Raw genomic sequence first — 23,148 nt, forward strand, 5'->3', positions numbered from 1 at the left:
ACAATAATCGTTTAATTGATTGATTTATAAGTGGTTAAGCGTATTTCAGACTGTGATCTTACCCTTTAGACGAAATTACGATCTCCGTCACTATTCCGTTGGATAATTTTATTCACAGCATGTGGAAAAGCGTTTTATCCTGTGCGACTGCTCAATCAAGCATCACGTGGCAGGCCTTTTTCGACCGCGCGCACCAGCCGCTGTTTCTTCGCTGGCTGCACTTCCACCGCTTGCGCCGCGCGCTTCTGCAACTGCTGTGCAATCGCCCATTCAATATGTTCATCAAGCAGTGGATGTTCGCCGCTACGCGATGCTAATGCCGCCATATTTTCTTCTGCCCAGGGCGCATTGCCCAATGCCACCGCAATGTTACGCAACCAGCGCAAATGCCCAATACGCCGAATCGCTGAACCTTCAGTGATGCGCAGAAATTTGGCTTCGTCCCATTTGAACAGTTCGGTGAGCGGTGGCGCATGCAGCACCGCGCGCGGTGAAAAATCATCCTCATCGGTTAACTGACCGTAACGATTCCACGGGCAGATCAGTTGGCAATCGTCGCAGCCATAAATTCGATTACCAATCAGCGGACGGAACTCTTCGGGGATTGCGCCTTCCAACTCGATGGTGAGATAGGAGATGCAGCGCCGGGCATCGACCACGTAAGGTTCGACGATAGCGGAAGTGGGGCAGATAGTGATGCAGGCGACACAGCGTCCACACTGCTCTTCCTGTGGCTGATCAACCGGTAACGGCAGATCAATCAGCAATTCGCCGAGGAAGAACCAGGAACCCGCTTCACGGTTGAGGATCAGTGAATGTTTGCCGGTCCAGCCTAAACCGGCTTTAGCGGCAATCGGGCGTTCGAGAATCGGCGCGGAATCGACGAACGGGCGAAAATTGAGTTCGCCACAGTGCGCCTGAATCATTTCTCCGAGCTTTTTCAGTCGATTGCGCAATACTTTGTGATAGTCGCGGCCCAGCGCATAGCGACTTACATAGCCCAGCTGCGGATTTTTCAAGGTGCTGGCAAAGGCGGCTTTGGCTGGAAGGTAATTCATGCGTACGCTAATCACGCGCAGCGTGCCGGGCAGCAGCTCATGCGGCCGTGCGCGCATCATGCCGTGGCGCGCCATCCAATCCATCTCGCCGTGATATTGCTTATCCAGCCACGCCTGCAGTTTGGGCTCTTCGGCGCTCAGATTGGTATCGCAAATACCCACCTGCTGGAAGCCGAGGTCGCGTCCCCACTGTTTGATTTGTTGAGCGAGCTGTTGAAGATCGAGAGGATATGACATGAGAAACCAGGCAATTGAAGCAAACGCGCGCAGTTTACCACACTCTGTCTGGCCTGCGCAGGCGATGGCACAACTGGAACGCGATGCCGCCGATAGCCTGGGCTTAACGCTGTTTGAGCTGATACAACGTGCTGGCCAGGCCAGCTATGAATTAGGCCGCCAGCTGTGGCCGCAGGCGCACCATTGGTTGGTGCTGTGCGGGCACGGCAACAATGGCGGTGATGGTTATGTGGTGGCGCGACTGGCGCAGGCAGCTGGCTTGAACGTAACGCTGCTGGCGTGCGCGGGCAGCAAAGCCTTGCCAGAAGAGGCGCAGCAGGCGCAAGACGCATGGCTGGCGGCGGGCGGTGTGATTCACGCGGCGGATGTGCTCTGGCCGGAAAAGGTTGATGTGATTGTTGATGCGCTGCTCGGCACCGGCCTGAATCGTGCACCTGCGGATCCCTACGATCGCCTGATTACGCTGATCAACGCGCATGCCGCACCGGTGCTGGCGATCGACATTCCCTCCGGTTTGCTGGCGGCTAACGGCACGGCGCCGGGCGAGACGGTCATCGCCGATCACACGCTGAGCATGATTGCGCTGAAACCCGGCCAACTGACCGGGAAAGCGCGTGATTACGTGGGCGTGCTGCATAACCATGAGTTGGGTTTGTCGGCGTACCTTGCCGCTGAACAGGCACCGATTTCACGCTATGACGCCGGGGACTTAACGCGCTGGCTGAAGCCGCGTCGCGCGACCTCACACAAAGGCGACCAAGGTCGGCTGCTGGTGGTCGGCGGCGATAGCGGCACGGCGGGCGCGATTCGCATGACCGGTGAAGCCGCATTGCGAACCGGTGCCGGACTTGTGCGCGTGCTGACGCATGAAGATAATATTGGCCCGATTCTCACTGCGCGACCGGAGCTAATGGTTGATGCGCTGAGCGATGAACGTCTGGATCAGGCGCTGGAGTGGGCGGATGTGATCGCCGTTGGACCGGGGCTCGGCCAACGCGATTGGGCTCAGAAGGCACTGAAAAAGATCGCGGCCAGTGAAAAGCCAATGCTTTGGGATGCGGATGCGCTTAACCTGCTGGCAATCAAACAGGATAACCGTCAGAATCGCATCATTACGCCGCATCCCGGCGAAGCTGCACGCTTGCTGGGAGTGAAAACCAGCGAGATTGAGAGTGACCGCTTACATGCTGCGCGCGCCCTGGCGAAACGCTACGGCGGCGTAGTGGTATTGAAAGGTGCGGGCACGGTGATTGCCAGCGCGGCGGGTGACATCGCGATTGCCGATGTGGGCAACGCGGGCATGGCGTCCGGCGGCATGGGCGATGTGCTGAGCGGGATTATTGCCGCTCTGCTCGGCCAGAAACTGACATTACTTGATGCAGCCTGCGCAGGCTGTGTCGCGCATGGGGCAACAGCCGATGCCGTCGCGCGTCAGCGCGGTACACGCGGCATGTTAGCCACTGATTTGTTCGAGCTGCTGTGGCAGTTTGTTAATCCAGAGATGATCCAACAATAAAGCATGAAGACCTGTGTTATCCCTTTGCCCGATGAGGCGGCAACCCTGAATCTGGGTGCGCAATTGGCGCGCGTCTGTAACAGCGCGCTGGTGATCTATCTTTATGGCGATCTGGGGGCCGGTAAGACCACCTTTAGCCGCGGTTTTCTGCAGGCGCTCGGCCACCAAGGCAATGTAAAAAGCCCAACTTATACGCTGGTCGAGCCCTATGAGCTCGGCTCTCGCACGCTGTACCATTTCGATCTCTATCGTCTTGCCGATCCCGAAGAGCTGGAGTTCATGGGCATCCGCGACTATTTCACCGGCGATGCGCTCTGTCTGGTGGAGTGGCCGCAGCAGGGAACTGGCGTGCTGCCTGAGCCCGATTTAGCGCTGACGTTGCGCTATGTTGATGCGGCGCGTGAAGCCGAAATTAGTGCGGTTTCCGCCACGGGCGGAGCGCTGTTAACCCAATTCCAGCAAGGCAGGGATCCGGCATGATGTCACGGATGAGAATCATTTTACTGGGCTTGCTGTGCCTGTTTTCTGCCTCGGCGTTGTCTGCCACGTTATCAGATATCAAAGTTGAAAATGGCGATAGCCAGGCCACCGTCACGCTGAGCTTTAACGGTCAGCCGGTGTATGGCTTTTTCCCACTGCATAATCCCAATCGTGTGGTGCTGGATATTCGTCAAAGCGGCGCGATTAAAGGTCTGCCGCTGAATTTTAGCGGCGAAAATATTGTGCAGCGCATTCGCCATAGCCAGCCGAAAGATAAGCAAAGCCTGCGTCTGGTGTTCGAACTGACGCAGCCTGCACAGACGCGCGCCAGCACGCAGCGTGATGGCAGCAATTATCGCGTGGTGTTCACCATTCGTGGGACGCAGCCAGCGAAACGTCCGGCCGTTGCCGCACCTGTCACCACGGCGCGTGAAAGCCAGCCGCAAAGCAGCAGCCAGGGCAATCCGTTCAACGCCAATCAGGTGACTGCGGTAACCAGCAGCAATACCACCGTGCGTCCCGGCAACTCGGTCAGCCGCAACGATGTGGTGATTGTGGCGATTGACGCCGGACACGGCGGCCAGGATCCCGGCGCATCGGGTCAGCACGGTTTGCACGAGAAAAATGTCACCATCTCGATTGCGCGTAAATTGAAAGCGCTGATGGATCAGGACCCGATGTTCAAACCGGTGCTGACGCGTAACGGCGACTATTTCATCTCGGTGATGGGCCGTTCGGAAGTGGCGCGTAAAGAGAACGCGAACCTGCTGGTATCCATTCACGCTGACGCCGCGCCAAACCATTCGGCCACCGGCGCATCGGTTTGGGTGCTGTCTAACCGTCGCGCTAATAACGAAATGGCGAACTGGCTGGAACAGAAAGAGAAACAATCTGAGCTGCTGGGAGGCGCAGGCGACCTGCTGGCGAACAGCCAGGCCGATCCCTATCTCAGCCAGGCGGTTCTGGACTTGCAGTTTGGTCATTCACAGCGTGTAGGTTATGACGTCGCCGTCAAAGTCCTGCAGCAGCTGCGCGGTATTACGCCGCTGCATAAACGTCTGCCGGAACATGCCAGCCTTGGCGTTTTACGTTCCCCGGATATTCCTTCTTTACTGGTCGAAACCGGCTTTATTAGTAATGCCGCGGAGGAGCGGCTGCTTGGCAGCAGCGCGTATCAGGAGAAGATTGCTCAGTCGATTTATAAAGGCCTGCGCAATTATTTCCTTACGCATCCGCTGCAATCGATCCCAAAGGAGGAAAACCGGCCGCTGGACAGCGCACCAGCGGTTAGCGTCGCCAGCAACCCGGCGACCGGCACGGTGCAATATACCGGCGCGACGCAGCGTCATACCGTGACGCGTGGCGAAACGCTGTCCGGCATCGCGGCAAAATATGGCGTGAGCATGGCGACGTTACGTGAGATGAATAGCCTGAAGCGCGATGTGGTTTGGGTGGGACAGCGCCTGAAAGTGCCCGCGAAATCCAGCGTTAGCGTGGCGGCGGCGAGTCGTCCAACCCGGCATAAAGTGGTGCGCGGCGATTCGCTGACGGCCATTGCCGCGCACTATGGCGTGAGCTCGAAAGCCATCATGCAGGCGAATAATATGAAGTCGAGCAATGTGATGCTGGGGCAAAACTTAAAAATTCCGCAATCCTGATTGTTGGCTCCCTGTGAGCCAACCAGCCAGAAGGATCACCACCATGCCAATACAGATTTTACCGCCGCAGCTGGCGAACCAGATTGCCGCAGGCGAAGTGGTTGAGCGCCCGGCGTCGGTCGTAAAAGAGCTGGTGGAAAACAGCCTGGATGCAGGTGCCACGCGCATTGATGTCGATATTGAGAAAGGTGGCGCGAAGCTTATCCGCATTCGCGACAATGGCTGCGGCATCGCCAAAGACGAATTAGCGATGGCGCTGGCGCGGCATGCGACCAGCAAAATTGCCTCGCTCGATGACCTTGAGGCGATCATGAGCCTTGGTTTTCGTGGCGAAGCGCTCGCCAGTATCAGTTCCGTTTCTCGTTTGACGTTGACTTCACGCACCGCCGATCAAAGCGAAGCCTGGCAAGCCTACGCAGAAGGGCGCGACATGGATGTGACGGTGAAACCGGCTGCGCATCCGGTGGGCACATCGCTGGAAGTGCTCGACCTGTTCTATAACACGCCCGCACGCCGCAAATTCATGCGTACCGAAAAGACCGAATTTACCCATATTGATGAGGTGATTCGTCGCATTGCGCTGGCACGCTTTGACGTCGCCATCTCGCTTAGCCACAACGGCAAGTTGATGCGCCAGTATCGCGCGGTCAGTGAAGATGCGCAGCGGGAGCGGCGTTTAGGTGCCATTTGCGGCACCACGTTTATGCAGCATGCTTTACGCATTGAGTGGCAGCACGACGATTTAGCGCTGCGCGGTTGGGTCGCCGATCCCAACGGCTCGCGCCAGGTTACCGATCTGCAATATTGCTACGTCAACGGACGCATGATGCGCGACAAGCTGATCAATCACGCGATTCGTCAGGCGTATCAAACGCAGCTTGGCGACGATCAGCAGCCGGCTTACGTGCTCTATCTGGAGATCGATCCGCATCAGGTAGATGTCAACGTTCATCCGGCTAAGCATGAGGTGCGTTTCCATCAGTCGCGTTTGGTACATGATTTTATCTGGCAAGGCGTGATGAGCGCGCTGCAAGCCAGTCGCGCGCCGGAAATGCCCATCACCCACGCCGAAGAACCGGCACCGAAGTGGCAGCCAGAAAACCGCCAGGCAGCAGGCGCGAACCACTTTGCCCAGCCCAGCAACACGCCACGCAGCGGCAGCGCTTCTGCGGCTGCAAGCTGGCAGAGTAAGGAGCCGGTTTACAGTGCGCGTGAAGGCAATGCGTATAAGCAGTTGATGAAAACGCCGGTGGTAGAAATGCCGCGCGCTGCGCCAGTTCCTGCGGCGGCTCCGGTGCGTCAGCCGGAAACGCGTGAAGCACCGCTGGCCGCCCACGCGCAAAGTTTTGGCCGCGTATTAAGCGTTTTACAGGATCGTTTTGCGCTGCTGGAACGTGGCAGTGCGCTGCAATTGTTATCGCTGGCCGTGGCGGCACGCTGGCTAAAACAGGCCCAGCTGCAACCAGGCGAAGAGGGCTTAAAACCGCAGCCATTGCTGATCCCGGTACGCCTGAAAATTGCCGCGCCGGAGCTGGCCGCTATCGCCGAGCACGCCGCGCTGCTAAGCCAGATGGGCATTGATTTACAACGAGAAGGGCAGCACGTGACGCTACGTGCGGTGCCTTTACCGTTACGAACACAAAATTTACAAATCTTGATTCCAGAACTGTTAGGCTACCTGGCCCGGCAGCAAGAGGTTTCTGCATCCACGTTGGCCCAATGGCTGGCGCGTCGCGATGATGCAGAAGACGCTCACTGGAATCACTCGCAGGCGATTGCACTGCTGGCAGAGCTGGAAAGGCTTTGCCCGCAACTGCTGAAGTCGCCGCCTTCAGGTCTATTACAGACCATTGAGATTGAGAGCGCGCTGAACGCGTTGAAGCATGAGTGAACTAAACCAGGCTAGCCGGCCAAAGGCAATTTTTTTGATGGGGCCTACCGCCTCCGGTAAGACGGCATTAGCGATTTCGCTGCGTCAGCAACTTCCGGTGGAACTTATTAGCGTTGACTCTGCCTTAATCTATCGCGGGATGGATATTGGCACGGCGAAACCGTCGGCAGAAGAGTTAGCACTGGCGCCCCATCGTTTGCTGGACATTCGCGATCCGGCGGAAGCGTATTCCGCCGCAGAATTTCGTCGCGATGCGTTGGCAGAAATGGCGGAGATCACCCGTAAGGGGAAGATTCCGTTGCTTGTTGGTGGAACCATGCTCTACTTCAAGGCGTTACTTGAAGGATTGTCGCCGTTGCCCTCGGCCGATCCCGAGGTGCGTCAGCGAATAGAGCAAATGGCGGCGGAGAAAGGGTGGGAAGCCCTGCACCGTCAGCTGTGTGAAATCGATCCGGTCGCCGGTAGTCGTATTCATCCGAATGATCCGCAGAGACTTTCGCGAGCACTGGAAGTTTTTTTTATTTCGGGTAAAACTTTAACGGAACTGACAAAAACCTCCGGCGAAGCGTTACCCTACGACGTGTACCAGTTTGCTATCGCACCTGCGAGTCGCGAACTGATACATCAACGCATTGCGTTGCGTTACGACCAGATGCTAGCGTCAGGATTTGAAGCGGAGGCTCGTGCACTGTTTGCGCGAGGTGATTTGCATACGGACATGCCTTCCATTCGTTGTGTAGGTTATCGCCAGATGTGGTCTTATTTATCAGGCGAAATCGATTACGACGAAATGGTTTATCGGGGAATTTGCGCCACTCGGCAGCTCGCTAAACGCCAGATGACCTGGTTACGTGGCTGGCCTGAAGTACACTGGTTAAACAGTGATGAGCCAGAGTTAGCGCGTAATGCGGTGCTTAAGGTAGTTAGTGCGTAGCAGGGATGATTGTGTACAATTGATTGGTTATCGTGCGCAAATTTTTACGCAGTTTTTCTGAACCACGGTTCTTAAAGCAACAAACAACAAGCATATAAGGAAAAGATAGAATGGCTAAGGGGCAATCTTTACAAGACCCGTTTTTGAACGCATTGCGTCGTGAACGTGTACCGGTTTCGATCTATTTGGTGAATGGTATTAAGCTGCAAGGGCAAATTGAATCCTTTGATCAGTTCGTCATTCTGTTAAAAAACACGGTCAGCCAGATGGTGTATAAGCACGCCATCTCTACAGTGGTTCCTTCTCGTCCAGTGTCGCACCATAGCAATAACGCGGGCGGCAGCGGTGGTAGCAGCAACTATCATCACAGCGGAAGCAACCAAGGCGCTCAGTCGCAGCCACAACAAGACGGCGATAACGCAGAATAATTTTGCGCTGCCGTAAAGCCAGGGCTGGAGAACGAGCACGTTTTCCTGTCCTGGTTATTTTATTTTAGCGAGGTTATAGCTTGTTTGACCGTTATGAAGCCGGTGAGCAGGCCGTACTGGTACACATCTGGTTCTCCCAAGACAAAGAGCTGGAAGATTTGCAGGAGTTTGAAACTCTTGTCTCTTCTGCGGGCGTTGAAGCGCTGCAAGTCATTACGGGCAGCCGTAAAGCGCCACATCCCAAATATTTTGTCGGTGAAGGAAAGGCAGTTGAAATTGCCGATGCGGTGAAAGCGAGTGGAGCATCGGTCGTTTTATTCGATCATGCCTTAACTCCTGCCCAGGAACGTAATTTAGAGCGTGTGTGCGAATGTCGTGTCGTTGACCGCACCGGCCTAATTCTTGATATTTTCGCTCAGCGCGCCCGTACCCATGAGGGTAAATTACAGGTCGAGCTGGCACAGTTACGCCATATGGCAACACGTTTAGTGCGTGGATGGACGCACCTTGAGCGCCAAAAAGGTGGTATCGGTTTACGTGGTCCAGGTGAAACCCAGTTGGAAACGGACCGTCGTTTACTACGCAATCGAATTAGCCTGATCCTTTCCCGCCTTGAGCGTGTTGAGAAGCAGCGCGATCAGGGCCGCCAATCACGTGCTAAAGCTGACGTGCCAACCGTTTCTCTGGTGGGCTACACCAACGCAGGCAAATCTACCCTGTTTAATGCAATAACCTCCGCTGATGTTTATGTGGCAGATCAACTGTTTGCGACGCTTGATCCAACTTTACGTCGCCTGAACGTTGCAGACGTTGGTGAAGTGGTTCTGGCTGATACAGTGGGATTTATTCGTCATTTGCCACATGACTTAGTGGCTGCGTTCAAAGCTACGCTGCAGGAAACGCGTCAGGCAGCGCTGCTGCTCCATGTTGTTGATGCGGCTGATTTACGTATCAATGACAACATCGAAGCCGTGAATGAAGTGCTGGCAGAAATAGAATCCGATGAAATTCCAGCCCTGATGGTCATGAACAAAATCGATATGCTGGAGGATTTTGAGCCGCGTATCGATCGCAACGAAGAGAACCAACCGATTCGCGTTTGGTTATCTGCACAGAGCGGCGTGGGTCTGCCGTTGCTGTGGCAGGCGCTTTCTGAACGTTTAGCCGGTGAAATTGCGCAGTACGATTTACGTCTGCCGCCGGAAGCGGGCCGTTTACGCAGTCGTTTTTATCAGTTGCATGCTATAGAAAAAGAATGGAATGAAGATGATGGCTGTGTGAGTTTACACGTGCGTATGCCGATCGTTGATTGGCGTCGTCTGTGTAAACAAGAGCCGTCGCTAGCCAGTTATATTGTTTGACCGTTGCCTAACCGATCTTACCCAAAAGATTTCAGGTTGTAGCAAGGCGGCAATTGAACGAATTCCCGGGAGCTTACATTAGTAAGTGACTGGGATGAGTGAAAGCAGCCAACGTCGCTACAATCTGAAAGATGAAGGGTAAGCCGTAAATACAATAAATGGAGTAGAAACATGGCGTGGAATCAGCCCGGAAATAACGGACAGGACCGCGACCCGTGGGGAAGCAGCAATAATCAAGGCGGCAACTCTGGGGGAAATAAAGGAGGTCGCGATCAGGGACCACCTGATCTGGATGATATCTTCCGAAAGCTGAGTAAAAAACTCGGCGGACTGGGCGGTGGCAAACAGAATGACAATGGCCAACGCAGCGGCGGTAGCGGTGGCAAAATAGTTGGCATCGTTGCCGTAGCGGCGGTCGTTATCTGGGCGGCTAGCGGTTTCTACACCATCAAAGAAGCGGAACGTGGCGTCGTCACGCGCTTTGGCAAATTTAGCCATCTGGTTGAGCCAGGCCTCAACTGGAAACCGACTTTCGTCGATCAGGTTCGCGCCGTAAACGTAGAAGCCGTACGTGAACTGGCCGCGTCTGGCGTGATGTTGACGTCGGATGAGAACGTGGTGCGCGTTGAGATGAACGTACAGTACCGCGTGACCGATCCTGAGCGTTATCTGTATGCCGTGACCAGCGCTGACGACAGCCTGCGTCAGGCCACTGACAGCGCCTTGCGTGGCGTTATTGGTCGCTCAACCATGGACCGCATCCTGACGGAAGGCCGTACCGTGGTACGTAGCGAAACTCAGCGTGAGCTCGACGAGACCATCCGTCCGTACAACATGGGTATTACCCTGCTGGACGTAAACTTCCAGGCGGCGCGTCCACCGGAAGAAGTTAAAGCCGCATTTGACGATGCGATTGCCGCGCGTGAAAACCGTGAACAGTACGTTCGTGAAGCTGAAGCTTATTCGAACGAAGTTCAGCCGCGTGCTAATGGTCAGGCGCAGCGTATCCTCGAAGAGGGGCGTGCTTACAAAGAGCGTACGGTGTTAGAAGCGCAGGGTGAAGTGGCACGTTTTGCCCGCTTGCTGCCGGAATATAAAGCTGCACCAGAAATCACGAAAGAACGTCTTTACATTGAAACCATGGAACGCGTGCTGAGTCATACCCGCAAGGTATTGATCAGCGATCGTGGTAACAATTTGACGGTTCTGCCACTGGATCAACTGATGCGCGGTGGTCAGGCATCTGGCCAGGGCGGTCAGAAAATGACGAATTTAATGAAGTCTCCTTCGTCGTCCGATAGCAATGCGAATCGGGGAGATACTTCATCTTACAGTCCAGACAGCATCATGGATCAGCGTCGCGCCAATGCGCTGCGCAACGATACCCAGCGCCAGGGGAGGGAGTAATCGATGCGTAAGCCAATCATCGCCGTAATTATTGTAGTGCTGGTGGTGCTTTACGCGTCACTGTTCGTGGTGCAGGAAGGCCAACGCGGCATCGTGCTGCGCTTTGGTAAGGTTCTGCGTGATGACGAAAACAAACCGCTGGTGTACGCACCGGGTCTGCATTTCAAAATTCCGTTTATCGAAACCATGAAATCACTGGATGCACGCATTCAGACCATGGATAACCAGGCTGACCGCTTTGTTACCAAAGAGAAGAAAGACCTGATCGTTGATTCTTATATCAAATGGCGTATCAGTGACTTCAGCCGTTACTACCTGGCAACCGGTGGTGGCGACGTTTCTCAGGCTGAAGTGCTGCTGAAACGTAAGTTCAGTGACCGTCTGCGTTCTGAAATGGGGCGTCTGGATGTGAAAGACATCGTGACCGATTCGCGTGGACGTTTAACCACCGACGTGCGTGATGCCCTGAACACCGGTAGCGCTGGCAACGATGATGACGTTCAGACGCCAGCTGCGGATGACGCAATTGCGAATGCGGCAGCACGTGTAGAACGTGAAACCAACAGCAGCGAGCCGGCACCAAACCCGAACAGTATGGCTGCGTTGGGTATTGAAGTTGTCGACGTGCGCATCAAGCAGATCAACCTGCCGACTGAAGTTTCTGACGCGATCTACAACCGTATGCGCGCCGAGCGTGAAGCGGTAGCGCGTAGTCAGCGTTCACAAGGTCAGGAAGAGGCAGAGAAACTGCGTGCGCAGGCCGATTATCAGGTCACGCGTACACTGGCAGAGGCACAGCGTGAAGCGCTGATTTCTCGCGGTGAAGGTGATGGTGAAGCGGCAAAACTGTTTGCGGATGCCTTCAGCCAGGATCCGGATTTCTATGCCTTTATCCGCAGCCTGCGTGCCTATGAGAATAGCTTCTCAGACAATCAGGATGTGTTGGTGCTGAGCCCGGATAGCGATTTCTTCCGCTATATGAAAGCGCCCTCTAACGCCACGCGTTAAGAACTGATATAAAGTCCAGGCCGACAATGTTGTCGGCCTTTTTTTTGGGAAAAAATCATGAATTCAACCATCTGGATGGCGCTGGCTTTGGTTTTGGTGCTGGAAGGACTTGGACCGATGTTTATGCCACGCGCCTGGCGACGCATGATTCTGGCGATGACGCAGTTACCCGACCGCCTCTTGCATCGTTTTGGTGGCGGTTTAGTGGTGGCCGGCGTGGTGATCTACGCGATGATCAGTATGCATGCGCGTTAATCAGCGTAAATTTTTTGTGATGCTGCGCGACTCAATTGTGTCTGTTGGCCGCTGTTCCCCCAACATGTTGTGAGCTGAGCAAAACTCAGGCAAAAAACAGCGCAATCGTATGCTAAAAGTGCTGAAAGAGTAAAAGTCAGGTGGTAGAATCCATTTTTAAGCAATCGGTGATTTTGAAAAAATGGGTAAGAACGTCGTCGTACTGGGCACCCAATGGGGTGACGAAGGTAAAGGTAAGATCGTAGACCTTCTGACAGAGCGCGCGAATTACGTCGTGCGTTACCAAGGTGGCCATAATGCAGGCCACACACTTGTCATCAACGGTGAAAAAACCGTCCTCCACTTAATTCCATCTGGCATCCTGCGTGAAAACGTCACCAGCATCATTGGTAACGGCGTTGTACTGTCGCCTGAAGCGCTGATGAAAGAGATGAAAGGTCTGGAAGAGCGCGGTGTGCCGGTACGTGAACGTCTGTTGATCTCTGAAGCCTGCCCATTGATTCTGCAATATCATGTAGCAATGGATGTGGCGCGCGAAAAAGCGCGTGGCGCCAAAGCTATCGGCACCACCGGTCGCGGTATCGGTCCTGCCTATGAAGATAAAGTGGCACGTCGCGGTCTGCGCGTGAGCGATCTCTTCAACAAAGAAACCTTTGCGGTGAAGCTGAAAGAGATCGTCGATTTCTACAACTTCCAGCTGGTTAACTATTACAAAACTGACGCTGTTGACTACGAAAAAGTGCTGAGTGATACGCTGGCGGTTGCCGATATCATTACCAGCATGGTGGTTGATGTGTCTGATCTGCTGGACGGCGCGCGTAAGCGTGGCGACCTGATCATGTTCGAAGGTGCACAGGGTACGCTGCTGGATATCGATCACGGTACCTATCCGTACGTGACCTCATCGAACACTACCGCAGGCGGCGTAGCGACGGGTTCAGGTATTGGTCCTCGCTATGTTGATTACGTGCTGGGTATCGTTAAAGCCTACTCAACGCGCGTTGGTGCAGGTCCATTCCCGACCGAACTGTTCGATGAAACCGGTGAGTTCCTGTGTGCACAAGGTAACGAGTTCGGCGCGACCACCGGTCGTCGTCGTCGTACCGGCTGGCTGGATGCGGTTGCCGTTCGCCGTGCAGTTCAGATCAACTCGCTGTCAGGTTTCTGCATGACCAAACTGGACGTGCTGGATGGCCTGAAAGAAGTGAAAATCTGTGTAGCTTATCGCATGCCAGATGGCCGCGAAATGACCACCACGCCGCTGGCGGCTGAAGGCTGGGAAGGCATTGAGCCGATTTACGAAACCATGCCAGGCTGGAGCGAGACCACATTCGGCGTTAAGACGCTGGAAGGTCTGCCGCAAGCTGCACGTGACTACATCAAACGTGTAGAAGAAGTGACCGGTGTGCCGATTGATATTATTTCTACCGGCCCAGACCGCAGTGAGACCATGATTTTGCGCGACCCGTTCGACGCATAATCTCCTCAGGCCGGACTCTGTCCGGCCTTTGTATTTCTAATCTTTGACTCCACTCACTCTATTTTTTCTTGCAGATATCGATACTTGCCAGAAAAAACGCACCGGCCACCACGCTCTGGTTTATCATCATATTTAAACATCACGCCGACCGGCGCATAACCATAACGTTCGATGATTCACTGAGGTATATGTGCAGCTAACAAGTTTTACCGATTATGGTCTGCGTGCCCTGATTTACATGGCGACGTTACCGGAAGGTAAGCAGACCAACATTACCGAAGTCACCGATACCTACGGGGTGTCGCGTAACCATATGGTTAAAATCATCAACCAACTGAGCCGGGCTGGCTTTGTCGCCGCAACACGCGGTAAAAACGGCGGAATTCGTTTAGGCATGGACCCGGAAAAAATCGTCATTGGCGATGTGGTGCGAAGAATGGAGCCATTGCAGCTCGTGAACTGCGACGAGTGTGTGATCACGCCGGCCTGTCGTTTGCGTAAAGCATTGCACGATGCGGTCCAGCTATTCCTCAAGGAACTGGACAAGTATACGCTGGCCGATTTGGTCAAAGATAACGATTCGCTGTACCAACTTTTATTGTCCGAACCGCCGGTGGCAATCCAAATTAAATGACATCGGAGGAACCGTAATGTCAAAAGATCCTTTTCAGGATAGAGAAGCTGAAAAATACGAAAACCCAATTCCAAGCCGCGAATTTATTCTGGCACTGCTAGAAAAACGGGAAAAACCGACTAACCGCGATGACATCGCGCAGGAATTGAATATCACCAGCGAAGAGCAGCTGGAAGCGCTGCGTCGTCGTCTGCGCGCCATGGAGCGCGATGGTCAGTTGGTGTTTACGCGTCGTCAATGTTACGCCCTGCCAGAACGTCTCGATCTCTTGCGCGGAAAAGTGATTGGTCATCGCGATGGCTACGGCTTCCTGCGCGTGGAGGGCCAGAAAGATGATTTCTATCTCTCTGCCGAACAGATGAAATTCTGCCTGCACGGCGACGTGATTCTGGCGCAGCCGGGCAGCGCCGATCGTAAAGGTCGTCGTGAAGCGCGCGTTGTGCGTGTGCTTGAACCGCGTAACAGCCAGATCGTTGGTCGCTACTTCACCGATGCGGGCACCGGATTTGTGGTGCCAGACGACAGCCGCCTGAGCTTTGATATTCTGATCCCGCAAGAAGAAACGCTCAACGCGCGTATGGGTTCGGTGGTGGTGGTGGAAATCACCCAACGTGCCACGCGTCGCACCAAGGCGCTCGGCAAGATTACTGAACTGCTTGGCGACGATATGGGCACCAGCCTTGCGGTCGATATGGCGGTGCGCACTCATGAAATCCCACACACCTGGCCGGAAGAAGTTGAGAAGCAGATCGCTAAGCTAAAAGAAGAAGTGCCGGAAGAGGCGAAGCTTGGGCGTGTTGATTTACGTAAGTTGCCGCTGGTCACCATTGATGGTGAAGATGCGCGCGACTTTGATGATGCTGTTTTCTGCGAGAAGAAGCGCGGCGGCGGCTGGCGTTTGTGGGTGGCGATTGCCGACGTCAGCTATTACGTGCGTCCGGGCACACCGCTGGACGATGAAGCTCATCAGCGCGGTACCTCGGTCTATTTCCCGTCGCAGGTTATCCCGATGCTGCCGGAGATTCTCTCCAACGGCTTGTGCTCGCTGAATCCGCAGGTTGATCGTTTGTGCATGGTGTGCGAGATGACCATCTCCTCCAGCGGCAAACTCACCGGTTTCAAACACTATGAAGCGGTGATGAACTCCCATGCGCGACTGACCTACAACAAAGTGTGGAACATTCTGCAAGGTGATGCCGATCTGCGTGAACAATACGCGGCGCAGGTTCCCCATTTGCAAGAACTGCACAACATGTATCAGGTGCTGGAAACCGCGCGCGAGCAGCGTGGCGGCATTTCGTTTGAGACCGATGAAGCCAAGTTCATCTTCAACGCCGAGCGTCGCATTGAGCGCGTTGAGCGCACCTCACGCAATGATGCGCACAAGCTGATTGAAGAGTGCATGATTCTCGCCAACATCGCCTCGGCGCGTTTTGTTGAGAAAAATGAAGAGCCTGCGCTGTTCCGCGATCACGATCGGCCAAGCGAAGACAGCATCAAAAGCTTCCGTACCGTACTGAATGAGCTGGGCTTAAGCCTGCCGGGCGGCGCTAAGCCGCACCCGACCGATTATGCTGCTCTACTGAAACAAGTTGCCGATCGTCCAGACGCGGAAATGCTGCAAACCATGCTGCTGCGTTCGATGAAGCAGGCGGTTTACGATCCTGAAAACCGGGGTCACTTCGGCCTGGCGCTGGCGTCTTATGCACACTTTACCTCGCCGATTCGCCGCTATCCGGATTTGCTGCTGCATCGCGCCATCAAATATCTGCTGGCAAAAGAGCGCGGCGAAGTGGATGGCATCACCACGCCGACCGGTGGTTATCACTACGACATGCAGCAAATGCTGCAGCTGGGCCAGCACTGTTCGCTGACCGAGCGCCGTGCTGATGAAGCCACGCGCGATGTTGCTGATTGGCTGAAGTGTGACTTCATGCAGGATCAGGTTGGCACCGTGTTCAACGGCGTGATCTCCAGCGTGACCGGCTTTGGTTTCTTCGTACGCCTCAACGATCTGTTTATCGATGGTTTGGTGCACGTCTCGACGCTGGATAACGACTATTATCGCTTCGATGCGGTGGGGCAGCGTTTGATCGGCGAATCCGGCGGTCGTACTTATCGTCTGGGCGATGCGGTGGAAGTGCGCGTTGATGCAGTACATATGGACGAGCGTAAAATCGACTTCGCGCTGATTTCCAGCAAGCGTGTACCGCGCGGCGAAGGCAAAACCGAGCGCGAGCGTGAGAAACGCGGCGGCAAACCGCCAGCTAAACGTCGTCGTGATGCCGGTAAGAAGGGCACTTTCGAGCCTGATTCAGCGTTCCGTGGCGACAAGAAAAAGCCTGCCGTTGCTGAGAAACCGGCTAAAAGCGAGAAAAAAGGCAAAAAAGTTTCCGAGAAAACCCGTAAAATCGCCGCCGCCACCAAGTCCAAGCGTGCGTCGAAGAAGCAGCCTGACGAAGCCTGATAGTTTGGTCGCCTTGTATGGCGACCAGACGAAAACGTTGCAGGGTGCGCATCAATGCGCACCCGAATCTCCGTATTCAACGATCTAAATCCAACCTTGAGCAAAGTAATGAGTGAAATAATTTTTGGTATTCATAGCGTGCAGGCGCTGCTGGAGCGCGATCCTCAGCGTTTTCAGGAAGTCTTTATCCTTAAAGGCCGCGAAGATCGTCGCCTGCAGCCGCTGATCCTCGCATTGGAAGCTCAGGGAATCCCGGTGCAGGTGGCGAACCGTCAATGGCTCGATAGCCAGGTTGAAGGCGGCGTGCATCAGGGCATTGTGGCGCGCGTGAAGCCAGGCAAGCAGTATCAGGAAGGTGATTTGCCGGATCTGCTGCAGAGCCTTGAGAAGCCGTTCCTCCTGGTGCTGGATGGCGTTACCGATCCGCACAATCTCGGCGCTTGCCTGCGTAGCGCGGATGCCGCTGGCGTGCATGCGGTCATCGTGCCAAAAGACCGTGCAGCACCGTTGAATGCCACCGCGAAGAAAGTGGCCAGCGGCGCGGCAGAAAACGTGCCGTTGATTCGCGTCACCAACCTGGCGCGTACCTTACGCTTGCTGCAGGAATACAACGTCTGGGTCGTTGGTACCGCAGGCGAAGCCGATCACACCGTTTACCAAAGCAAAATGACTGGCCCAATGGCGCTGGTGATGGGTGCGGAAGGTGAAGGCATGCGTCGTTTGACGCGTGAGCATTGCGATGAGCTGATCAGCATCCCAATGGCCGGCAGCGTCTCGTCACTCAACGTGTCAGTTGCCACCGGCGTCTGCTTGTTCGAAGCCGTTCGCCAGCGTCAGGCGTGATCCCCACCGCAAAAAAATTTCCAGACCAGGCATAACTGCAAAACAGCTACATACTTATACCCTAAATAATTCGAGTTACAGGAAGGCGGCAAGCGGCAAGTGCGTGAGTCCCCAGGAGCTTACATCAGTAAGTGACTGGGGTGAACACACGCAGCCAACGCACCTGTAGCTCGAAGTATGACGGGGATATGTATGATTTGGCACACCCACACCGTATTCAATCAGCCCGATCCGCTCAGCAACAGCAACCTGTTCACGCGAGATATCGCCCTGTGCGAGGCCGTTGCACGCGAAGGCGCCAGCTGGGATCGCGAATGGCTGGCTTCAGTCGGCCTGCAACTTGGCAGCGCCGAATCCCTTGAGTTAGGCCGCTTAGCGAACGTTGAAGCGCCAGAACTGCTGCGCTACAACGCGCGCGGCGAACGTCTCGATGAAGTACGTTTTCATCCCGCCTGGCATCTGCTGATGCAGGGATTGTGCGCCAGCCGGCTTCACAATCTCAGTTGGCAGCCCGACGTGCAGCCACAGGCGATGGTGGCGCGTGCCGCACGTTTTATCCTGCATGCACAGGTGGAAGCGGGCTCGCTCTGTCCGGTGACCATGACGCACGCCGCCATTCCGCTGCTACAAAATCATCTGCCTGAACCCTACGCTGACTGGCGCGAAGCGCTGCTCAGCGATCGTTACGATGCGCATCATCTGCCGGGCAATAAGAAACGCGGCCTGCTGATAGGCATGGGCATGACGGAAAAACAGGGCGGCACCGATGTGTTGAGCAACACCACACGCGCCGAACCGCTCGGCGTGCGCGGGCAGGGCGAAGCGTATCGCATCACCGGCCATAAATGGTTTTTCTCGGTCCCACAAAGCGATGCGCATCTGATTCTGGCGCAGACTTCTCAAGGACTAAGTTGCTTCTTCCTGCCCCGCTTGCTGCCGGATGGCGCGCGCAATGCTATTCGCATCGAACGACTGAAAGACAAGCTCGGCAATCGTTCCAACGCCAGCGCTGAAGTGGAATTTCAGGATGCGATCGGCTGGCTGATGGGCGAAGAGGGCGACGGCGTGCGGCTGATCCTCAAGATGGGCGGCATGACGCGCTTCGACTGCGCGCTGGGCAGCCACGGACAGATGCGTCGTGCGCTGTCGATTGCCGTACACCATGCGCAGCAGCGTCAGGTGATGGGCAAGAACCTTATCGATCAGCCGCTGATGCGCGCAGTGCTGGCGCAACAGGCGCTGCAACTGGAAGGACAAACCGCCTTGATGTTGCGACTGGCGCGCGCCTGGTCAACACCGGCCAGCGAACATGAACGCTTGTACGCACGCTTGTTCACACCGGCCGCCAAATTCGTGGTCTGTCAGGCAGGCATGCCCTTTGTGGCAGAAGCAATGGAAGTGCTGGGCGGCATTGGCTATTGCGAAGAGAGCGAGCTGCCGCGTCTTTATCGTGAGATGCCGGTCAATAGCATTTGGGAAGGATCCGGCAATGTGATGTGCCTGGATGTCCTGCGCGTGCTCGGCCGCCACGCCGAGGTGATGACCATGCTGCACGATGAGTTTGATGCGGTGAAAGGCAGTAATCGTCACTTTGATCGCCGCTGGCGGCAGTTACGCTTGCAGCTCGCGAATCCGCGCGAAGGGCAGGCGCGGGAGATCACACGCGAGTTACTGCAGCTGGCGAGTGCCGCGATTCTGCTCAAAGTGGCAGAGCCGCCGCTGGCCGATGGCTGGTGTCAGCAGCATCTCGATCTGCGCGGCACGCGTGCATTGAGCGACGATCTCTGCGCACGCTTACTATTGCGCTGCAGTGCCGCTTGACGGCGCGCCATACAGAATGGCGGTAGCGTACCAGAAGCTGGGAATGGTGGTTTCATCCAGCATCAAAATTTGATAGTAAACCGCGCCCGCCCGATTGGCCTTAGCAGCAATAGCGCGCTGCGCATCATCCGGCGATCCGCGTGTGGTGGCGGTGATATTGCCGAGCTTTGGCAGACCATAACTTTGCGCGCGTGAAATCTCCTGCGCTTGCTGCGTGGGTGGCGGCGGAGCTTGTGGCGTGGTGGTGAAAGCGGCGCAGCCGCTGAGCAGCAGAGTTAAGGCCAAATAGAGGGTACGCATAGCAACTCCTGAAGCAGGAAGATGGCTCAAGTGTAAGCCATCTTCCCGTGGCTTTTAGTCCTTCAGATGAAAAATGCTCACCAGCTGCGTCAGATGATGACCTTTCTTACTCAGATGATTGGCAGTGGTTTCTGACTGGTTAATCATATCGCTGCTTTGATGCGTGGCCTGGCTGATGTGATTCATCGCCAGATTCACCTGACCAATGCCCGCCGCCTGTTCCTGCGCGGCAATATTGATTTCGCCCATCAGCGTCTTAACCTGGTCGATGTGATTGACGATATGGCTCATCGCATCACGCGTCTGCTCGGATAGCGTATGGCCAGCCGCCACTTTATCGATTGAGCTGGCAATCAAGCCATCAATCTCTTTGGCTGCCGTGGCACTGCGCTGTGCCAGCGCACGCACTTCCGCCGCCACCACCGCAAAGCCTTTACCGTGTTCACCGGCGCGCGCCGCTTCAACCGCCGCATTGAGCGCCAGAATGTTGGTCTGGAACGCAATTGACTCAATCACGTGAGTGATATCGGCGATGCTCTGCGACGCCACACGAATCTCCGACATGGTTTCCACCGATCGTGCCACGGTGCTGCCGCCGTGATTCACGGTGTTAGCCGCTTCACCGACCAGCGCCATCGCCTGACGCACATTGGCCGCGGTTTGTGCCACAGTAGCGCCAAACTGCTCCATGCTGGCCGAGGTCTCCTCCACGCTGCTGGCCTGACGTCCAATCTGCTCGCTGATGCTGGAGCTGCTGGCGGCGATGGTATCGGTGCCGCTGCTGATTTCACGCGCCGCCGAACGCACCTGACTGACCACTTTCTCCAGCCCATCGCCAATGCCGTTAATCGCGTTGACCAACTGACCAATCTCATCACGACGTGAAGAGTCGAGATGTGCCTGCAGATTACCGGCGGCGTACTGTTCTGCCAGATGGATCACCTGCTGCAGAGGGCGCGTGATGGCGCGGCGGCTGTACCACATAAAGCCCATGGCAAAAGCGATCACCAGCGCCAGCCCAATCGTCATAAACAGGTTACGGCTGTGTGTGATCGGCGCCAGCAGGCTGGCACGGCTCACTTCACCGGCGATAATCCAGTTCCAGCCGGGAAGCTGCTGCCACGCCAGCAGTTTGGTTTCGCCATCCAGTTCAACCGCCACTAATCCCTTCGGCTGGCTAAGCAGTTGCTGCTGCGTGGCGTTATCCCAGCGCGGCAGTTTGCCTTCAGCGTGACGATCAAACAGATATTGGCCCTGGCTGCTGCCCGGCGCACCGTTCAAAACCGAGAAGGTGCCGCTGTCGCCAAGATGGCGCGCCAGCACTTTGTCGCGCATCAGCGCATACTGCGCATCGATCTGCACCCCGACGAACAGGATGGCGATCACCGTGCCACTGCTATCCTGCACCGGCTGATACTGCGTGATGTAACGATGGCCGAACAGCGTCGCCAGGCCGCGATACACCGTGCCCTGATTGATGCTGCGCCAGGCCGCGCTGCTGCGATCCAGTTTGGTGCCCACCGCGCGGCTGCCATCCTCTTTTTTCAGCGAGGTAGCGATACGAATGTAATCCTCGCCGTCACGCACGAAGATGGTGGAAACCGCACCGGTGCGATCGAGAAAATCATCCACCGCGATTTGATCGAGGTTGAGGGTTTTCAATCCCGCGCGCAGCGTTGGCGTGCTGAATTCGCCCACCTGAACACGTTCGCTGTCGTCGCGACTAAAACGTTTTGGCAGGAAGCTTTGGAACAGTTTGGTGTAATTCGCCACCTCTTCCGACAGCGTGGCGTTGAACATGGTGGCCATTTCATTAATGCCTTGCACCTGATTCTGCATATCATCGGTTGCCAGCTGCTCCAGCTGACGTGCCGCGTTATGGCTCAGGGTTAAGGTCAGAGTAAATAGCACAATTGCCACGCTCAAAGACGTCAATACAGACAGCTTGATTCCGAGACCCATGGCGCTGAGAGAAAGACGCTTCATAAAGTACCTTTTGAGATTATTGAAGGGGTACAAGATCAACGGCAAAGCGGGCTAAATGTTTAGGGCAGAAATTATTCAAACTTAATGTGAAGTGGCTCGCATTTTGTCCGGCAGCGCTTACACTGAGTCCAGTGATAATCATTCTCAATGGAGGCGGTATGATTGAGTTGGCAACGGAGAATCTGGCAGGCATCGAATGTATTCACGCAGCACCGGCCGGGCAGCGCCAGGCGCGCTTACCCACGGTGCTGTTCTATCACGGTTTTACCTCATCGAAAGAGGTTTACAGCTACTTTGCCGTGGCGCTGGCGCAGGCCGGTTTCCGCGTGATCATGCCCGATGCGGACATGCACGGCGCGCGCTACAACGGCGATACCGATGCACGTATGACCCACTTCTGGGAGATCCTCAAACAGAACATCGATGAAGTGCCGTTGCTGGAAAAGGTGCTGCGCGATAACGACTGGATTGCCGATGAGCGTTTTGCCGTGGCGGGAGCCTCGATGGGCGGCATGACTGCGCTGGGCGCAATGGCGCGCTATCCGCAAATCCACAGCGTGGCGTGTTTAATGGGTTCCGGCTACTTCATGCAGCTGAGTCATACGCTGTTTCCGCCGCTGGTGGCGCGTACGCCAGAACAGAAAGAGGCTTTTGCCGCGCGCTTAGCGCCGCTGGCGCCGTACGATCCCAGCGAGCAACTGGAGAAACTGGCGAATCGACCTTTACTGCTGTGGCACGGCGAAGCGGATGAAGTGGTGCCCTTTGCCGAAACGGCGCGTCTGCAGAAAGCGTTAGGCGAGGCGCAACTCGATCAACAGATGACCGCGCTTTCCGAAAAGAACATCGGCCACAAAATCACGCCTTCGGCCCTGACGGCGCTGGTCAGTTTCTTTAAACACCATTTATAAAAAATGCGGGTTGGCGTGATTGGCGCCAGCCCGTTTAAGTTGCCGAACTAAAGTTGTGATGACAACCGTTCGGCGGCGCTGGTATTGGCACTGACTGGGTTACTGCTTGCAGGCGCATCCAACCTATTAACGTAGACATAGCCTGATGCCGCGTTGCTGTTACTTCTCATCTGCTGCGCGTAGTCAGCGGAGCTGGCAAAAGCGGGTGGAGACAGGAAGAGACCCAGTAAAGTGGCGAAAATGATCATTTTCATAATCGACTCCAGACTCACAGGGATTGCACTCTCAGACGCGGCAAATAGGATTATTCGTTGCGCCTGTAAATAGTGTAGTTCTTAACCAACTTGCCGCCAGATCGTCCCATTGAACGCCTTGTTCAGAGAATTTGATCAAACGCTCGCTAACTCACTGACGCATCTCACTTAGCACAAAAAGCCGCATCAGCTGGCACGATAGTCGCCATTTGATGAATTGTG

At 55.4% G+C, this 23,148-nt stretch carries 20 protein-coding genes; 16 read left to right on the top strand and 4 right to left on the bottom strand.

What is annotated here, in order from left to right; all coding sequences use genetic code 11:
• Positions 1-155: 155 nt before the first annotated feature.
• Complete coding sequence (gene queG / locus FHW71_RS13715; RefSeq protein ID WP_179452038.1) at positions 156-1,295, bottom strand: tRNA epoxyqueuosine(34) reductase QueG; 1,140 nt, start codon at positions 1,293-1,295, stop codon at positions 156-158.
• Here queG and nnr point away from each other — a divergent pair.
• The 15 genes from nnr (at position 1,294) to FHW71_RS13790 (ending at position 19,478) form a co-directional block, all read left to right on the top strand.
• Complete coding sequence (gene nnr / locus FHW71_RS13720) at positions 1,294-2,811, top strand: bifunctional ADP-dependent NAD(P)H-hydrate dehydratase/NAD(P)H-hydrate epimerase (RefSeq protein ID WP_179452039.1); 1,518 nt, start codon at positions 1,294-1,296, stop codon at positions 2,809-2,811. The two genes, queG and nnr, sit on opposite strands and share 2 nt — an antisense overlap.
• 3 nt (positions 2,812-2,814) lie before the next feature.
• A complete protein-coding gene (gene tsaE / locus FHW71_RS13725; RefSeq protein WP_179452040.1) occupies positions 2,815-3,291 on the top strand; it encodes a tRNA (adenosine(37)-N6)-threonylcarbamoyltransferase complex ATPase subunit type 1 TsaE in 477 nt (158 codons plus the stop codon).
• Positions 3,288-4,949, top strand: a complete 1,662-nt coding sequence (amiB, locus tag FHW71_RS13730) for an N-acetylmuramoyl-L-alanine amidase AmiB (protein ID WP_179452041.1) — start codon at positions 3,288-3,290, stop codon at positions 4,947-4,949. The genes tsaE and amiB overlap by 4 nt, the downstream gene beginning before the upstream one ends.
• A gap of 43 nt (positions 4,950-4,992) precedes the next feature.
• On the top strand, positions 4,993-6,840 hold the full coding sequence (mutL, locus tag FHW71_RS13735) for a DNA mismatch repair endonuclease MutL (RefSeq protein WP_179452042.1): 1,848 nt from the start codon (positions 4,993-4,995) through the stop codon (positions 6,838-6,840).
• Positions 6,833-7,774, top strand: coding sequence for a tRNA (adenosine(37)-N6)-dimethylallyltransferase MiaA (gene miaA / locus FHW71_RS13740; protein WP_036648157.1), 942 nt, complete (start codon positions 6,833-6,835; stop codon positions 7,772-7,774). The genes mutL and miaA overlap by 8 nt, the downstream gene beginning before the upstream one ends.
• A gap of 110 nt (positions 7,775-7,884) precedes the next feature.
• Positions 7,885-8,202, top strand: coding sequence for an RNA chaperone Hfq (gene hfq / locus FHW71_RS13745; RefSeq protein WP_008103618.1), 318 nt, complete (start codon positions 7,885-7,887; stop codon positions 8,200-8,202).
• An 80-nt stretch (positions 8,203-8,282) separates the two neighbouring features.
• A complete protein-coding gene (hflX, locus tag FHW71_RS13750; RefSeq protein ID WP_179452043.1) occupies positions 8,283-9,563 on the top strand; it encodes a ribosome rescue GTPase HflX in 1,281 nt (426 codons plus the stop codon).
• A gap of 171 nt (positions 9,564-9,734) precedes the next feature.
• Entirely contained in the window at positions 9,735-10,970 is a 1,236-nt protein-coding gene (gene hflK / locus FHW71_RS13755; RefSeq protein ID WP_008103614.1) for an FtsH protease activity modulator HflK, read from the top strand.
• Between the two features lie 3 nt (positions 10,971-10,973).
• Positions 10,974-11,978, top strand: coding sequence for a protease modulator HflC (hflC, locus tag FHW71_RS13760; protein ID WP_008103613.1), 1,005 nt, complete (start codon positions 10,974-10,976; stop codon positions 11,976-11,978).
• A gap of 57 nt (positions 11,979-12,035) precedes the next feature.
• The gene (locus FHW71_RS13765; RefSeq protein WP_008103612.1) at positions 12,036-12,233 is read left to right on the top strand and encodes a DUF2065 family protein; all 198 of its coding nucleotides are present in this window, start codon (positions 12,036-12,038) and stop codon (positions 12,231-12,233) included.
• 181 nt (positions 12,234-12,414) lie between these two features.
• Positions 12,415-13,713, top strand: coding sequence for an adenylosuccinate synthase (locus FHW71_RS13770; RefSeq protein WP_008103611.1), 1,299 nt, complete (start codon positions 12,415-12,417; stop codon positions 13,711-13,713).
• A gap of 190 nt (positions 13,714-13,903) precedes the next feature.
• Positions 13,904-14,347: a nitric oxide-sensing transcriptional repressor NsrR gene (nsrR, locus tag FHW71_RS13775; protein ID WP_008103609.1), complete on the top strand. Its 444-nt coding sequence runs from the start codon at positions 13,904-13,906 to the stop codon at positions 14,345-14,347.
• 16 nt (positions 14,348-14,363) lie between these two features.
• The gene (rnr, locus tag FHW71_RS13780) at positions 14,364-16,814 is read left to right on the top strand and encodes a ribonuclease R (protein WP_154154936.1); all 2,451 of its coding nucleotides are present in this window, start codon (positions 14,364-14,366) and stop codon (positions 16,812-16,814) included.
• Between the two features lie 108 nt (positions 16,815-16,922).
• Entirely contained in the window at positions 16,923-17,657 is a 735-nt protein-coding gene (rlmB, locus tag FHW71_RS13785; protein WP_007892019.1) for a 23S rRNA (guanosine(2251)-2'-O)-methyltransferase RlmB, read from the top strand.
• A 192-nt stretch (positions 17,658-17,849) separates the two neighbouring features.
• A complete protein-coding gene (locus FHW71_RS13790) occupies positions 17,850-19,478 on the top strand; it encodes an isovaleryl-CoA dehydrogenase (protein WP_179452044.1) in 1,629 nt (542 codons plus the stop codon).
• Here FHW71_RS13790 and bsmA read toward each other — a convergent pair.
• Positions 19,455-19,778, bottom strand: coding sequence for a biofilm peroxide resistance protein BsmA (bsmA, locus tag FHW71_RS13795; protein WP_179452045.1), 324 nt, complete (start codon positions 19,776-19,778; stop codon positions 19,455-19,457). The two genes, FHW71_RS13790 and bsmA, sit on opposite strands and share 24 nt — an antisense overlap.
• A 54-nt stretch (positions 19,779-19,832) precedes the next feature.
• Complete coding sequence (locus FHW71_RS13800) at positions 19,833-21,764, bottom strand: methyl-accepting chemotaxis protein (protein WP_179452046.1); 1,932 nt, start codon at positions 21,762-21,764, stop codon at positions 19,833-19,835.
• A gap of 158 nt (positions 21,765-21,922) precedes the next feature.
• Here FHW71_RS13800 and yjfP point away from each other — a divergent pair, with 158 nt between their 5' ends.
• A complete protein-coding gene (yjfP, locus tag FHW71_RS13805; RefSeq protein ID WP_008103597.1) occupies positions 21,923-22,672 on the top strand; it encodes an esterase in 750 nt (249 codons plus the stop codon).
• A gap of 47 nt (positions 22,673-22,719) precedes the next feature.
• On the opposite strand, the gene FHW71_RS13810 is transcribed toward yjfP, so the two are convergent.
• The gene (locus tag FHW71_RS13810; RefSeq protein WP_061720184.1) at positions 22,720-22,926 is read right to left on the bottom strand and encodes a hypothetical protein; all 207 of its coding nucleotides are present in this window, start codon (positions 22,924-22,926) and stop codon (positions 22,720-22,722) included.
• Between the last annotated feature and the right edge of the window lie 222 nt (positions 22,927-23,148).

The organism is Enterobacter sp. Sphag1F (assembly GCF_014193275.1).
Classification (GTDB): domain Bacteria; phylum Pseudomonadota; class Gammaproteobacteria; order Enterobacterales; family Enterobacteriaceae; genus Pantoea; species Pantoea symbiotica.